Source organism: Streptomyces sp. NPDC051217, assembly GCF_044455465.1.
Lineage (GTDB): Bacteria > Actinomycetota > Actinomycetes > Streptomycetales > Streptomycetaceae > Streptomyces.
In genome coordinates, this window is the sequence record NZ_JBITEV010000014.1 from 256,945 (window position 1) to 271,741 (window position 14,797).

Annotated in this window: 14 protein-coding genes; 9 read left to right on the forward strand and 5 right to left on the reverse strand. The window is 71.5% G+C overall.

Translation table 11 applies throughout. From position 1 onward, the window contains the following. The first annotated feature begins 167 nt into the window (after positions 1 to 167). The 8 genes from ACIBBB_RS28325 to ACIBBB_RS28360 all read left to right on the forward strand — a co-directional run bounded on the left by ACIBBB_RS28325 (position 168) and on the right by ACIBBB_RS28360 (position 7,491). Positions 168 to 1,133 (forward strand): substrate-binding domain-containing protein, encoded by a 966-nt coding sequence (locus ACIBBB_RS28325; RefSeq protein WP_398986817.1) that lies wholly within the window; start codon positions 168 to 170, stop codon positions 1,131 to 1,133. Between the two features lie 135 nt (positions 1,134 to 1,268). Beyond that, positions 1,269 to 2,669, forward strand: a complete 1,401-nt coding sequence (locus ACIBBB_RS28330) for an Ig-like domain-containing protein (RefSeq protein ID WP_398986819.1) — start codon at positions 1,269 to 1,271, stop codon at positions 2,667 to 2,669. 145 nt (positions 2,670 to 2,814) lie between these two features. Further along, positions 2,815 to 3,786 (forward strand): sortase, encoded by a 972-nt coding sequence (locus tag ACIBBB_RS28335; RefSeq protein ID WP_398986821.1) that lies wholly within the window; start codon positions 2,815 to 2,817, stop codon positions 3,784 to 3,786. Between the two features lie 21 nt (positions 3,787 to 3,807). After that, positions 3,808 to 4,638: a phosphate ABC transporter ATP-binding protein gene (locus ACIBBB_RS28340; protein WP_398986823.1), complete on the forward strand. Its 831-nt coding sequence runs from the start codon at positions 3,808 to 3,810 to the stop codon at positions 4,636 to 4,638. Next, entirely contained in the window at positions 4,635 to 5,369 is a 735-nt protein-coding gene (locus tag ACIBBB_RS28345; RefSeq protein ID WP_398986825.1) for a hypothetical protein, read from the forward strand. Before ACIBBB_RS28340 ends, ACIBBB_RS28345 begins: the two co-directional genes overlap by 4 nt. A 79-nt stretch (positions 5,370 to 5,448) precedes the next feature. Beyond that, on the forward strand, positions 5,449 to 6,759 hold the full coding sequence (locus tag ACIBBB_RS28350) for an FAD-binding oxidoreductase (protein WP_398986827.1): 1,311 nt from the start codon (positions 5,449 to 5,451) through the stop codon (positions 6,757 to 6,759). Beyond that, the gene (locus ACIBBB_RS28355; protein WP_398986829.1) at positions 6,756 to 7,037 is read left to right on the forward strand and encodes a helix-hairpin-helix domain-containing protein; all 282 of its coding nucleotides are present in this window, start codon (positions 6,756 to 6,758) and stop codon (positions 7,035 to 7,037) included. Before ACIBBB_RS28350 ends, ACIBBB_RS28355 begins: the two co-directional genes overlap by 4 nt. Position 7,038: 1 nt before the next feature. Beyond that, positions 7,039 to 7,491 carry a pyridoxamine 5'-phosphate oxidase family protein gene (locus ACIBBB_RS28360; protein ID WP_398986831.1) on the forward strand — a complete coding sequence of 151 codons (453 nt, stop codon included), beginning with the start codon at positions 7,039 to 7,041 and terminating at the stop codon, positions 7,489 to 7,491. Positions 7,492 to 7,834: 343 nt separating this feature from the next. On the opposite strand, the gene ACIBBB_RS28365 is transcribed toward ACIBBB_RS28360, so the two are convergent. From ACIBBB_RS28365 to ACIBBB_RS28375, 3 genes are all read right to left on the reverse strand, one after another. Next, positions 7,835 to 8,470, reverse strand: coding sequence for a TetR family transcriptional regulator (locus tag ACIBBB_RS28365; RefSeq protein WP_398986833.1), 636 nt, complete (start codon positions 8,468 to 8,470; stop codon positions 7,835 to 7,837). 76 nt (positions 8,471 to 8,546) lie between these two features. After that, entirely contained in the window at positions 8,547 to 9,614 is a 1,068-nt protein-coding gene (locus tag ACIBBB_RS28370; RefSeq protein ID WP_398986835.1) for an NAD(P)-dependent alcohol dehydrogenase, read from the reverse strand. Positions 9,615 to 9,767: 153 nt separating this feature from the next. Further along, positions 9,768 to 11,171, reverse strand: coding sequence for a VWA domain-containing protein (locus ACIBBB_RS28375; RefSeq protein ID WP_398986837.1), 1,404 nt, complete (start codon positions 11,169 to 11,171; stop codon positions 9,768 to 9,770). Positions 11,172 to 11,321: 150 nt separating this feature from the next. Here ACIBBB_RS28375 and ACIBBB_RS28380 point away from each other — a divergent pair, with 150 nt between their 5' ends. Continuing rightward, positions 11,322 to 11,588, forward strand: a complete 267-nt coding sequence (locus ACIBBB_RS28380) for a UBP-type zinc finger domain-containing protein (protein WP_398986839.1) — start codon at positions 11,322 to 11,324, stop codon at positions 11,586 to 11,588. Here the strand turns inward: ACIBBB_RS28380 and ACIBBB_RS28385 are convergent. Together ACIBBB_RS28385 and ACIBBB_RS28390 are read right to left on the reverse strand one after the other, a co-directional pair. Beyond that, positions 11,573 to 13,060, reverse strand: coding sequence for an ATP-binding protein (locus ACIBBB_RS28385; protein WP_398986841.1), 1,488 nt, complete (start codon positions 13,058 to 13,060; stop codon positions 11,573 to 11,575). The genes ACIBBB_RS28380 and ACIBBB_RS28385 overlap by 16 nt on opposite strands. Then, positions 13,057 to 14,715: an FAD-dependent oxidoreductase gene (locus ACIBBB_RS28390; RefSeq protein WP_398986843.1), complete on the reverse strand. Its 1,659-nt coding sequence runs from the start codon at positions 14,713 to 14,715 to the stop codon at positions 13,057 to 13,059. The genes ACIBBB_RS28385 and ACIBBB_RS28390 overlap by 4 nt, the downstream gene beginning before the upstream one ends. Between the last annotated feature and the right edge of the window lie 82 nt (positions 14,716 to 14,797).

Here is a 14,797-nt window from a genome sequence, read left to right on the forward strand (position 1 = left end):
TCGTAACCTGATCAACGGTACGAGTTGGTGGTGGCCCGTAAGCGGATACGGAAAGGTGATACGCGTCCGGTCGACGGGCCGGTGGTCGAAGAATCCGGAATTCGGAATTTCGCGTTTCCGCTTGAACGTCCATTCCTCATATCCGTAAATGACGGAGGAGAACAGAAGTGAACGTCAAGTCCCGCGTACGTATCGGTGCCCTGGTCGGCGCCACCGCTCTCGCCCTCGGCGCCCTGGCCGTTCCGGCCCAGGCCGACCCGCCGCCCGGCGAGTACCGCGTGCTGGCCGGTGTCGGCTCGGACACCACCCAGGACGTGTTCAACGGTCTGGGCAACGCCGTCGCCTCCGGTGACCTGATCGCCTCGTACAACGCCACCGGCCCGGCCATCAAGACGCGCCAGGTGAACTGTGACCTCACGCGCCCGAACGGCTCCTCGGCCGGTATCAACGCGCTGCGCAACGCGGTCGACAACACCACGGGTTGCCTGGACTTCGCTCGTTCCTCGCGTGGTGTCGCCAACGACTCGACGACCGACCTGACCTGGATCCCGTTCGCCAAGGACGCGGTGACCTTCGCCGTCCGTGGCGACAGCGACCTGCCCACCGCGCTCACCACCGAGGACCTCACCGAGATCTACACCTGCGAACTCGACGAGCTCAACGGTGTCGCGCTCACCCCGCTGCTGCCCCAGGCCGGCTCCGGCACCCGCTCCTTCTTCCTGGGCGCGCTGGGGCTGACCGAGGACACCTTCGGTCCCTGTGTCGACGACACGGTCCAGGAGCACAACGGTGAGGAGCTGGACAGCGAGGGCGACATCGCTCCGTACTCCATCGCCCAGTACATCGCGCAGGGCAACCAGCCCGGCGATGTCATCGACCGTCGTGGCTTCTCCGTTCTCGGCTCGGTGGACGGCGTCCAGCCGCAGCTGGCCGACGGCAGGCTCAACACCGCTTTCCCGTTCAACCGTGACGTCTACAACGTCGTCCCGACCGCCAACCTGGGTCTCCCGAACATCGAGTCCACCTTCGTGACCGGCGACTCCCTGGTCTGCGGCCAGGACGCGGTCATCGAGGAGTACGGCTTCGGCACCGTCGCCAACTGCGGCGACGTCTCCCTGAAGGGCGAAAGCTGATCACCACCAGCTGACCGCGCGACGGCCGGACACCCCCAGGGGTGTCCGGCCCCCCGGCGTACCCGGCATCGGGCACACGCCACCGACCACGCTCAACTCCACTGACCCGACAGTCCCATTGGGGGGCAACCCACCATGAGAAACACCGCACCGCCCGGCTCGTCGTCCAGAACGCCCACCGTCCTGCTGATCGGCTCGCTGCTGCTCGCAGTGGCGGCCGCCGTACTCGGTCTCGCCCCCCAGGCCCGAGCGGCCGGGGACATCGGCGAGCTGACGTTCCCGACGACGTCGGGCAAGATCGCCGACAACCCGACCTTCCCCAAGGTCGGCACCGAGGCCGCGTGTCCCACCGCCACCTCGGCCCAGCTCGACCTCACCCTGGTCCGCGCGTCGGGCGGCACGCTCCTGCTCGGCAGGACGAAGGAGGGCGCGCCCTACGACCAGGGCCCGGTCACGGCCGACATCCCCGTGGGGACCTCGCTGGAGGCTCGGCTGCGCACCGTGACTCCCACCGGTTCGCTCGACGGCGCCTACGAGATCCGGCTCTTCTGCCGCAACGCCACCAACGTCGGATTCGACTACTTCAGCGCCCAGATCCAGGTCACCGGTGACTCCTGGGCGGTCAAGGCGGCCGCCGCCGACCCGACCACGACGACGCTCACCGCGACCCCGGCGAACACCTCACCGGCGGGTGCGGAGGTCACGCTGGCGGCCAGCGTCACCCCCGGCGGTGCGGCCGGCAAGGTGACGTTCCTCGACGGCACCACCGAACTGGGGGCCGTCGATGTCGCCGCGGGCGCGGCCGAGTTGAAGACGAGAGCGCTCGCGGCGGGACCGCACACCCTGACGGCGAAGTACGTGCCGACGGACCCGGCCGCGTTCACCCCGTCGGACTCCGAGGCCGTCTCGTACACCGTCACCCCGACCACCTCCTCGCCGCCGCCGGGCCCCGACCCCGACCCGAGCGAGACCGAGCCCGCCGACCTCGACGTCACCGACCAGGACGGCAACCCGCTGGACGTCAACCCGACCCTCACCGCCGGACAGACCGTCCTGATCACCGCCCGCGGCTACACCGAGGACGCCAAGGTCACCGTCGCACTCGCCGACAGCGAGGCCGACTTCCCGGACGCCACGGCCGACGCCGAGGGCACCGTCACCGGCTACGAGTTCAAGGTCCCCGATCCACTGGCGGACGGCTCGTACACCCTCACGCTCACCGAGGACAAGGCGGACGGCCACAGCGTCGAGTTCGTCTTCGGCCTCGGCGAGGCACCGGGCCCCGACCCAAGCCCGAGCGACTCGCAGGGCGCCGACGGCGGCACCACCGGCGGCGGCACGACGGACGGGGCGACGGGCGGGTCCGACCCGGGCGGCTCCGGCGGTTCCGGCGGTTCCGGCGACGACGGCGGCACGGGGCCGCTCGCGTCGACCGGCGGCAGCGCCCTGTCGCTGGCCCTGGCCGCTCTCTCCCTGTGCGGTCTCGGCGCGGCGTTCGTGCTGCGCGCCCGCCGCGGGGGGCTGCTCAGGTTCTGAACGACGGGGGTGGGGGGGGGGGGGGGCGCGCCCCGCCGGCCCCCCCCCCCCCCCCCCCCCCCCCGCCCCCCGTACCCATGACCCGGCCGCCCGTCCGGACGACCGCCCCGATCCCCAGTCCCGTCCCGCGAGGAGCGCATCCGACGTGACGACCGTGCTGACACCACCACCGTCTCCACCACCGTCTCCACCCCCGCCTTCATCGACCGTCCCGCCACCGCCCGCCGTCTCCGCGCCCCGTCCGGGCCCCGGGGAGGACCGGCCCCCGGCCCGCCCCGGACTCGCGCTCGCCGGGGCGGCACTGTGCGTACTCGCCGCCGTCCTGCTCGGCTTCGCCGCCAACCTCACCGTCGTCGGACACCTCCAGCACGCCCGCGACCAGCAGACCGCGTACGACGAGCTGCGCAGGCAACTCGCCCTCGGCACAGCCCCGGTGGGCCAGCGGACCTTCGACGGCAAGACCGTCGCCATGGGCGCGCCCGTCGCGCTCCTGCGCATCCCCTCCCTCGGGGTGCGTGAGGTGGTCGGCGAAGGCACCACGTCCGGCGTCCTCATGTCGGGCCCCGGCCACCGCCGCGACACGGCGCTGCCCGGCCAGGAGGGCACCAGCGTGATCATGGGCCGCCAGTGGGGTTACGGGAGTCCGTTCAACGCGCTCGGCAAGCTGTCCCCCGGCACCCCGATCGAGGTGACGACCGGTCAGGGCAAGGCCGTGTACGAGGTGTTGGGCGTCCGTCGCCCCGGCGACAAACTGCCCGCCCCGCTCGCCCAGGGCCGCGGCCGGCTCACCCTCATGACCGCGTCCGGCGGCCCGTACACCCCCGCCGGTGTGCTCCGCGTCGACGCCGCGCTCACCACCCCGATCCAGCCCAGCCCGCCCCGGCCGCTCCGCAGCGGCTGGATCAGCCCCGCCGAGGAGGCACTCGGCGGTGACAACGGCGCCTGGCTCGCGGTCTTCCTCTGGTCGCAGGGCCTGCTGCTCGCCGCTCTCCTCACCGTCTGGCTGCACCGGGTGTGGGGGACCTGGCAGACCTGGGTCGCCGCCGGACCCGTGCTGACCGCACTCGGTATCGCCGTCTCCGGCGCCGCCACCCGAATCCTGCCCAACCTGCTCTGAACAAACGGGAGTTGGCTCACCATGACCGCCGTCACGACGTCCCCTTCCACGGCCGCCGCGAGCAGCCGCGCGGCGTCACCCGCGACGCTCGAAGCCGAGGAGATCTCCGCCTGGTTCGCCGACCACAAGGTCCTCGACCGGGTCTCGCTCACCATGCCCGCGCTGGAGGTCACCGCCCTCATCGGCCCGTCCGGCTGCGGCAAATCGACCTTCCTGCGCATCCTCAACCGGATGCACGAACTGATCGGCTCCGCCTCGCTCGCCGGCCGGGTGCTGCTCGACGGGGAGGACATCTACGACCGGGGCCGCCGGATCACCCGGGCCCGCCGTGAGATCGGCATGGTCTTCCAGAAGCCCAACCCGTTCCCCGCGATGTCGCTGTACGACAACGTCCTCGCGGGCCTGAAGCTCAACGGCATCCGGGCCAACAGCTCCGGCAAGGACGACCTGGTCGAGGAGTGTCTGACCAAGGCCGGCCTGTGGCGCGAGGTCAAGGACCGGCTCCGCCAGCCCGGCGGAGCGCTCTCCGGCGGCCAGCAGCAACGCCTGTGCATCGCAAGGTCGTTGGCGGTGCGCCCCCGGGTGCTGCTGATGGACGAACCGTGCTCCGCGCTCGACCCGACGTCCACCCGCCGGATCGAGGAGACCATCGCCGACCTCAAGGCGGAGGTCACCATCGTCATCGTCACCCACAACATGCAGCAGGCTGCCCGCGTCTCCGACAACTGCGCGTTCTTCCTCGCCGAACAGGGCACACCCGGTGTCATCGTCGAGCACGGGACGACCGACGCCATGTTCAACTTCCCACAGGACAGCCGGACTTCGGACTATGTGAACGGCCGCTTCGGATGACGGCAGGCGGGCGCCGGCGCCTGCGCGCGGCGGCCCTGTGCGCGCTGCTCCTCGCGCTCACCGCGTGCGGTACGGCCCCGGGCCCCGGCCCGGCAGCCTACGAGGCCGCGCGCCACGCCACGTCGTCCGACGCGCCGCCGGCCGTGGAGCCGCCCAGGCCCGAGCCGTCCGCGCCCCGGCCGACACCCCCGCCCACGCCTCTCTCCCCGCGTACGACGCCCGGACTCCCGAGCGCACCGCGGATCCCTTCCCGCCCGCCCGGGACGACGGCACCCGGCGCCCCGGCCCGTCCGACCGTCGGCCCGAGCACCCCGAAGTCCCCCTCCGCGAAGCCCTCCGGCAAGCCGAGCACGACCGCCCGGCCCACCGGGACCACGCTGCGGATCGGATCGTGGTCCGCCCGGATCGTCCGCGGCGGTCAGGAAGCCGTCGACGCCTGCCGCGACGCCGTCCAGTGGGCGGGCCCCGACCTCGGCACCGAGGACGGCTACGCGATGCGTACGGCGGTCGTCGTCGGCCACGACTTCTGCGGCTTCGGACAGCTCGCGACGCTGGCGATCGGCACGGTGGTCACCGTGGAGACCCCACGCGAGGTGCTGCGCTACCGGGTGTACGCCCGCCACCTCACCCCCGGCCGGGGCGCCCCGGCCCACGGCCTCTACTGGGGCGACCTCACCCTCCAGTCCTGCGTGGGCCCGGACACGGGCTTCACCTATCTGGAGCGGCTGTAACGACGACGGGCCTGGGGCCTCTCCCGGGCCGTCCGATTCGTTCAAGACCCGGACCGGGCGGCCCGCCTACGGTGGCCGCATGAGCACAGACACGGACCCGCGGCTGGGGCTGAACAGGGCTGCCGAGTCCCGGCCGGCCCAGGTGGTCGAAGCCGCCGGAGACCAGGAGGTGGTCGCCGCGGTCGGGCTGGCCGCGCGGCGGAAGCGGGCCGTCGGGGTCATGGCCACGGGGCACGGCCCGAGCCTGAGCGCCGACGGCGCCGTACTGGTCAACACGCGGCGGATGGACGGCGTACGCGTCGACCCGGCCCGTGGGACCGCGTGGATCGAGGCCGGTGCGCGCTGGCGGGAGGTGCTGGCGCGGACCTCCCCGCACGGGCTCGCCCCGCTGAACGGCTCCAGCCCCAATGTGGGCGCGGTCGGCTATCTGGTCGGCGGCGGGGCCGGGCTGCTGGGACGGCGCTACGGATTCGCCGCCGATCACGTGCGGCGGCTGCGGCTGGTCACCGCCGACGGCCGGCTCAGGGAGGTGACCGCCGACGCGGACCCCGACCTCTTCTGGGCGGTGCGCGGCGGCAAGGACAACTTCGGTCTGGTCGTCGGCATGGAGGTCGGCCTGTTCCCGGTCGCGCGGCTGTACGGCGGCGGGCTCTACTTCCCGGGTGAGGCGACCGCCGAGGTACCGCACGCCTACGCCGACTGGGTCCGCGACGTGCCGGAGGCCATGGCCTCCTCGGTGCTGCTGGCCCTGAACCCCGACCTGCCCGGCGTACCGGAGCCCCTGCGCGGGCGGTTCGTCACCCACCTCCGTATCGCTTACAGCGGCGGCCCGGCGGACGGCGAGCGCCTGGTGCGACCGCTGCGCGGCCTCGGCCCGGTCCTGCTCGACACCGTGCGGGAGATGCCGTACGCCGACGTCGGCACGATCCACCACGAGCCCACGTCCGCGCCCTACGTCGCCCATGACCGCAATCTGCTGCTGGGCGAGCTGACCGGTGACACGGTCGACACCGTGGTGGCCCTGGCCGGACCGGACGCGGGCGGGGCGTTCGTCACCGAGCTGCGGCACTTCGACGGCGCCTACGCCCGCCCGCCGAAGGTCCCCAACTGCGTCGGCGGACGCGACGCGGCCTTCTCGGTCTTCACCGGCGCCGTCCCGGACCCCGAGACCGTGCGCCGGCGCGACGACCTGCTGACCGGGCTGCGCCCCTGGAGCACCGGGGGAATCAACCTCAACTTCGCGGGCGTCGAGGACACCGCCCCGGACCGCGTCCGCGCCGCCTACACCCCGGCCGACTTCGACCGGCTGAGGGCCGTCAAGGCCCGCCACGACCCCGACAACATGTTCCGGATCAACTTCAACATCCCGCCGAAGGAGGGGTCCCGATGACCTCGCACGACCGATCCGACCTCACCCGGCTGGCCAACGTCGGCCGCGCCGTGGCCGGCCACTTCGAAACCATCGGCATCACTAGGATCGCGCAACTGGTGGACCGGGACCCGGTCGAGCTGTACGAGCGTATGTGCGCCGCCGCAGGCCGCAGGCACGACCCGTGCCTGCTCGATACGGTGATGTCCGCGGTGGACCAGGCGGAAGGCCGCCCCGCCCGCCCGTGGTGGAACTACACCCCCGAACGCAAACGCCTCCAGGCGCGACAGGAAGGCTGACATGGCGACGTGGCAGCAGTTCGAGAACGAGGAACCCGAGTTCGCCTCGAAGATCAGGGCCCGGTTCGAGGCGGCCGAGACCCACGTACTCGCGACACTGCGGAAGGACGGCTCACCCCGGGTGAGCGGCAGCGAGGTCGCTTTCCTGGGGCCGGATCTCTCGTTCGGGTCGATGCCGAACGCGGTCAAGGCGCGTGATCTGCGACGCGACGGCCGGTGCGCGATTCACGCGCACCCGAGCGCCGAGGGCGACGCCAAGGTCTCCGGGATCGCCACCGAGGTGACCGACCCGGTGGAGAAGCGCCGCTACACCACCGGGTCGGAGCCGCCGGGGGACTTTCACGCGTTCCGTCTCGATCTCGGCGAGGCGGTGCTCACCAGGGTCGAGGGCGACGAACTCGTCATCCGGCTCTGGCGCCCCGGCCGGCCCCTGGAGACCGTCCGGCGCACGTGAAGGCCCCCTGGGTCGTGGGGTGTTGGGCCGGAGGCCGGGCGTTCGCCGGCCGTACCCGGGGCGGGCGCGGCGACGGTGTTGAAGAGAAGTTCCTTGAAGCCCGTCTCGTCCACGCGCCGTACCAGGGTCAGGTTGGGCGCGGGCGCCGAGAGCCGACGGTCGATGATCATCTGTCCGCGTGTCTCGTCGCCGACGGCGATCTCGACGTACGCCTCCTCCCGCTCGGTGACCAGGTCCCGGATTGAGCGCGACGGCCATGGCGATGGGGTCCGAGAGGTTCCGGAGGCTCGCCGGAGCTTTGGGGGGCATGGGAGCTTCGTGTCCGAGCGTGCCGGTCGAGCGGTCAGCCCGCTGCTCCGGCCGCTGTTCCGGCCGCTGTTCCGGGCTCCGCCAACGGTGCGAAGGCGCGCCGCACGGTGAGCGCGAGCGCCGTGCGGCGGCGGTCGTGGTCGGACTCCGGGTCGTCCCTGCTCGCGGTGAACATCACGCCGGCCGCCGACCAGGTCATCGACATGGCCGTGACAATGGCGAGCACCTCCGGCGCCGGGATCGTCGGATCGACGAGGCCCGCCTCCTGCGCGTCGGTGATCGAGCGCAGCTTCTCGGTGTCGTGCCCCGGCATGAAGTGGTACAGGTCCCCGGTGGGGGTGCGCTCCAGACGGGCCCAGGTGGCCAGCCGGACGAGTTCGGGATGGACGAGGTGCGCGTCGTAGAGCCGGACCGCGAAGCCGGGGAGATCGTCGCCGGTGACCGGGATCGTACTGACGATCATCTCCAGATGCTCCGCGAAGACGGCGTCGAACAGCTTGTCCTTGTTGCCGAAGTACGCGTACAGCTGGGCCTTGTTGACCTGGGCGGCGGCGGAGATCCGGTCCACGCGGGCGCCCGCGATGCCGTACGTGGCGAACTCCGCCGTCGCGGCGTCGAGCAGCCGCCGCCGGGATGCCTGCCCCGCGCTGGTGATCTGTCCCGTCTTCATGTCCTCAGGCTAAACCAACTGGTTTGTCGCCTCACGAGCCCGACGTGCCTCATGAGCCTGGCCTGCCTCTCTCCGCTCACCGCGCCGCTTCACCACGCCCACCCCCGCCATCGCCCGCCGTCATGTCCAGGACGAAGCGGTACCGGACGTCGTTGCGCGCGAGCCGGTCCAGCGCCACGTTGACCTCGTCGGGACGCATGATCTCCACATCGGCCACGATCCCGTGCTCGGCGCAGAAGTCGAGCATCTCCCGCGTCTCGACGGTCCCGCCGCTCCCCGCGCCCGCCAGGGTCTTCGCACCCTGGATCAGGCTGAACGGGCTGACCGTGAAGTCTTCCGGCGGCACGCCCACCACACACAGCGTGCCGTCCATCGCCAGCGCGGACATGTAGGGCTCCAGCGAGTGCACGGCGCCGACCGTGTCGAGGATGAGATCGAAACGGCCTCTCTGCTCGGCCATCCGCTTCTCGTCCGTGGACAGGACCACCTCGTCCGCGCCGAGCGCACGGGCCTCGTCCGCCTTGTCGGCCGTCCGCGTGAACTGGACGACCTCCGCGCCGAGATGATGGGCGATCTTCAGCGCGATATGCCCGAGCCCGCCCATCCCGACGACGCCGACGGTGCGGCCGGGCCCCGCGCCCCACCGCTTCAGTGGTACGTACGTGGTGATGCCCGCGCACATCAGCGGCGCGACACCGGCCGGGTCGAGCCCCTCGGGCAGGTGGTAGGTGAACTTCTCGGGCAGTACGTACTCCGAGGAGTAGCCGCCCCGCGTCGTCATGCCGTCCTTCGGGTCGGTGTTGCCGTAGGTCAGCGTGGGGAACCGCAGGCACCAGTTCTCCCGGCCCGCCCGGCACGGCGGGCACTCGCCGCAGGAGTCGATGATGTTGCCCACCGCCACCTTGTCGCCCACGGCGAACCGGGTCACGGCCTCGCCGACAGCGGTGATCTCGCCGACCATCTCGTGGCCGGGCACGACGGGGAACGCGCCGCCGTGGTCGATCGCCGAGTTGTCACTGGCGCAGACGCCGCAGTACTCCACCCGTACGGCCACGTCGTCGCCGCGCAGGTCACGGCGGGTGAAGTCCCAGCGCTCCAGCGGTCCGCCCTGTCGGTGCGCGGCCCATCCGGTGACGTTCCTCATGGGAGTGGTTCCTTTCGTGCCGCCGCGAGCTGCACAGATCGCGGGCGGGCTCACGGTAAACTAACTAGTTTGTTGACGTGTGGGGGAGCGTAACCACGTACGCCCTCGATAGTCAAACAAACTAGTTTGTTTATCCGTGCCCGGGGCGCCCGCTCAGCGCAGGATCCCCGCCTGCCTCGCGTCCCTCAGCCATGACGGGAACTCCGACAGGAGCCGGTCGTACAGCTCCGGATCGGAGACGCTCTCGATGTCGTCGACGGCGAAGAAGCCGACGTTGTCGACGCGGCGGCCCCCCATGGTGTCGAAGCGTTGCAGCACCCCGTAGTTGGCCCGGCCGAGCCCCACGAACTGCCAGAAGATCGGCTCCTCGACGGCCGCGCGCAACTGCTGCTCGATCTCGCTGTCGCGGTACACGCCGCCGTCGGAGAAGAACAGGACCAGCGTCGGCGCGGGCACGGGATTCCCGCGTACGTACGCGCGCACTTCCGCGATGACCTTCTGCTCCTCGTTCTGGAAACCGACCGCCCGCATGTCGACCTGTCCCCCCACCAGCCCCTTCGGCGGCTTCTTGCGGCCGAAGAGGCTCATCTGCCCCACCCGCACATGCAGATCCAGCCACTCGGGCAGCTCGCCGATCACCAGGTCGGGCAGCCGCGCCGGATTGGTGGCGAACGTCCATGCCTGCATCTCGCCGTCGTCGTCGAGCTGCGCCGCGACGGCCGCCATCCGCTCGGCGACGTTCTTCACCACGCCGCGCTGGTAGAGGGTGGTCATCGAACCCGACGCGTCGAGGACGAGGATGACGCGCGCGACGACCCCGGTGACGCCGTGCTTGTCCAGGCTGACGGCGACCTGCTCCTTGCGCAGCGAGAGGCGCTTGCGCATGTCGACGGGAAGCCGCTCCTCACCCTTGGTGAGCCTGGCCGCGGGCCGGCCACCCGTGGGGGCGGCGGGCCGGGCGGGCGGCGGAACGGCGGGAGCGGCCTGGGCCCGGCGCGGCGGCGGCGCCTGGGCGGGAGGCCGTACCGGCGTGGGCTCCGGCTCCGCGTCGACCGTGATGCCGAAGTCCGTCGCCAGCCCCGCCAGCCCGCTCGCGTACCCCTGCCCGACCGCCCGGAACTTCCACCCGCCGGCCCGCCGGTACAACTCCCCGCTGACGTACGCCGTCTCCGAACCGGCCGCCATGTCGAAGCGGGCCAGCTCCCGGCCCGACGCCGCGTCCAGCACCAGCAGCCGCAGACCGGGCACCTGCCCGAACGTGCCCCCGTCGGCGGACGCGCACAGCGCCACGCGGTCGATGCCCGGCTCAAGACCGGCCAGGTTCACCTCCACCGAGTCGGCGCCGGGCTGCTTGCCGAGATGGCGTACGGCGTTGGAGGCGTGCCGCGGCTGGTTGTAGAAGACGAAGTCGCCGTCGGAGCGGACCTGTCCTGCGGGGTTGAGCAGCAGCGCGGAGGCGTCCACATCCGGGACGGCGGGCCCTGCCGACCAGCTCAGGACGGCCCGGACAGCGGGGACCGTTATCGGAAGATTGGCACCTTTGCTCAGTGTCGTCACGGCAGCCAGTGTGCCTGCCGGCGCACCGTAAGTCTGCGGTCTTCACCGAGTTCGCCGACTCTTGGCGTGCCTGCCCCGCCGGGCGTGTAAGGCGCCCGTCCATCCGTTCTCCACCGTGCTCGGGGCGGTCCGTCGCAGTACCCTCGCGGTATGGGTACATGTACAGATCTCGCCAAAGCGAATGCTGACGTGGCGCCCCTCTCGCCCACCGACGAGTGCGTCGACTGCGTCGCACTCGACCGCCGGGACTGGGTGCATCTGCGCCTCTGTCTCACCTGCGGTCATGTCGGCTGCTGCGACAGCTCGCCTCTTCGGCACACTTCCGAGCACTTCACGCTGACCGGTCACCCCGTCATGCGCTCCCTGGAGCCCGGCGAGGACTGGCGCTGGTGCTTCACTCATCAACTGCTGGGCTGACCGTCTCCGTACGTCCGGCCGGGCGCCTCGGGCGCCTGGTCCGTCGACTCCTGCTCGATCGGCAGGCAGACCTGGAAGCGGGTGTCTCCCGGGCGTGAGCTGACCCTGAGGTCACCGTGGTGCTTGTTGACCACGATCCGGTACGAGATGTCCAGGCCCAGCCCCGTCCCCTCACCCACCTGCTTGGTGGTGAAGAACGGCTCGAAGATCCGTGGCCGCACCTCGTCCGAGATCCCGACCCCCGTGTCCGCGATCTCGACCAGCAGCCGCTTGTCCTCGCGCCAGGTGGTCAGCGTGAGCGTGCCGCCGTCAGGCATCGCGTCCAGCGCGTTGACGATCAGATTCGTCCACACCTGGTTCAGCTCCGCGCCGTACGCCGGGATCGACGGCAGGTCCCGGTCGAACTCCCGGACCACCCGCACCGACTTGGGGATCTTCGCCTGGAGCATCGTCAGCGTGGCGTCGAGCAGGGCGTGCACATCGACGATCTGCAACGGTGCGCGGTCGAGTTGCGAGTACTGCCGGGCCGCCCCGATCAGCTCCGAGATCCGCTCCACCGAATCGTCGATCTCGCCCATCATCAGCTCGGTGTCGATGGTGTACGTGATCCAGCGCACCGCCGCGTCGAGATGCTCCGAACCGACCGTCCTGGCCGCCCCCTCCAGCCACTCCACCTCGATGCCCGCGGCCACCAGCGACGGCGCCAGGTCCCACGCCCGCGCGACGCCGTGCTCCTCCAGCCAGTCGCTGACGGTGTCCTCGGCGTCGGCGGCCTCCATCGCGGTCATGCTGACGCCCGCCGCGGCGTGCCGCACGGCGTCGTCCTGGAGCCCCACCAGACGGTGCAGACCGGCACCGTCGACCCGGCCGTCGGCGATCATGGCCAGCTTGTGCCGCATGCCGGTGACCCGCTCGCGCAGCCCGGCCGTCGCCCGCAGCGCCGCCGCGGCGGGATTGTTCAGCTCATGGGTGAGACCGGCGGAGAGCGACGCCAGGGCCAGCAGCCGCTCCCGCTCGTTGACGATCGCGTTGGCCGCCCGCGTACCGAAGAACAGGCCCTCCAGCAGATGCAGCGCCATCGGGAACCAGGTGCGGATCGCCCACGCGAACTCGTCGGCCGGCAGGACGAAGAACTCGGCGTCGCTGACGGCCCGCATCGTGTGCGGATAGGTCTGCTCGACCCGGTCGCCCAGATACGCGCGTGTGGCGCCGCTGTACACACCACGCTGGTCGGTCCTGTTGACCTCGACGTCGTCGCCGTGCAGGACGCGGTGGAGCGAGAGGGCCCCGCCGAGCAGGACGTAGAAGCAGGTGGCCGGCTCGCCCTCCCGGTAGACCACCTCACCGGCATCCCACCGCTCGACCCGGCCGCGGTCGGCCAGCCAGTCGAGCTGTTCGAGGCTGAGCGCCTCGAACAGGAAGAGCGTCCGCAGCTGGTCCGGTGTCAGCCGGTCCTCCGAGGATGTGGTCACTGTGCCTCCAGATATCGGTGCACCAGGGAGACGGCCATGGCGCCCTCGCCGACGGCCGAGGCGACGCGCTTGACCGAGGCCGCGCGTACGTCGCCGGCGGCGAAGACTCCCGGGACACTCGTCTCCAGGTGGTAGGGGTCGCGTGGCAGCTGCCAGCCCGCCGGGCGCTGCCCGCTCGTCATGAGCTCCGTCCCGGTCACGACGAATCCGCGGTCGTCGCGGGCGACGCATCCGTCCAGCCAGTCCGTACGGGGCTCGGCGCCGATGAAGACGAACAGCCATGACGTGGGGACGTCCCAGCTCTCCCCGGAACGGTTGTCGCGCAGGGTCAGGCTCTGCAGATGCCCGTCGCCCTCCGCGCAGGTCACCTCGGTCCACGGATGGACCTCGATGGTGGGGATGCCGTTGAGCTGGTCGATCAGATAGCTCGACATGGAACGCGTCAGATCGCCCTGCCGGATCAGCATGTGGACGCGGCGCGCGTAGCGGGAGAAGTAGACGGCCGCCTGCCCCGCGGAGTTGGCGCCGCCGACGATGTAGACGTCCTGGTCGGAGCAGTTGATCGCCTCGGTGACGGTGGACCCGTAGAAGACACCCGTGCCGGTCAGTTCCGCCACGCCGTCCGCGCCCAGCCGCCGGTAGGAGACGCCGGTGGCGAGGACCACGGTGTGCGCGGTGACGGAGCTCGACTCGCCCAGGCGCAGCACCCGGCCGGAACCCGCCGCTTCCAGCGCGACGGCCCGCTGGGTGCTGAGGATCTCCGCCCCGAACTTGAGCGCCTGACGCCGGGCCCGTTCCGTCAGCTGCTGCCCCGAGACCCCGTCGGGGAAGCCCAGATAGTTCTCGATCCTGCTGCTCTGACCGGCCTGCCCGCCGGTGGCCCGCTGCTCCACCAGCAGCGTACGGAGCCCTTCGGACGCCCCGTAGACGGCGGCGCCGAGCCCGGCGGGGCCGCCGCCGACGACGACCAGGTCGTAGAAGTCGGAGGCCGGTACGGTGCTCAGCCCGACGTGCGCGGCGAGTTCCCGCTCGGAGGGGTTCACCAGGGTCTTGCCGTCGGAGGTGACCACCATCGGCACGTCCGCCTGGGTGAGTCCGGCGGCGGTCAGCAGCCGGCTGCCTTCCGGCTCGTCGCAGAGCAGCCACCGGAACGGCACCAGATTGCGGGCGAGGAAGTCGCGTACGGCGAAGGACGGCGCCGACCACCGGTGGCCGACCACACGGGTCTCGGTGGCGACCGGGTCCGGGGTGGCGAGCCACAGCTCAAGAAGCGAGTCGATCACCGGGTAGAGGTTCTGCTCCGGCGGGCTCCACGGCTTGAGCAGATAGTGGTCGAGGTCCACGACGTTGATGGCGTCGATCGCGGCCTCGGTGTCCGCGTACGCGGTGAGCAGCACCCGGCGGGCGAGCGGGAAGAGGTCCATCGCGGCCTCCAGGAACTCCAGGCCGTTCATATGGGGCATCCGGTAGTCGGCCAGCATGATCGCGAGCTGGTCCCCACGCAGTTTGATCTCCCGCAGCGCCCCGAGGGCCTCCTCGCCCGACACGGCCCGTACCACACGGTAGCTCTCGCCGTAGTGCCGCCGGATGTCGCGGGCGACGGCACGTGAGACGGCCGGATCGTCGTCGACGGTCAGGATTGTCGGATTCGCCATACCTCCATCATCGCCCCTGACGGTGCGGGGTGCGGGGTGCGGTGGACGGCGGTTGGGGGGCCGCCGCCCACCGCGGTCTGGG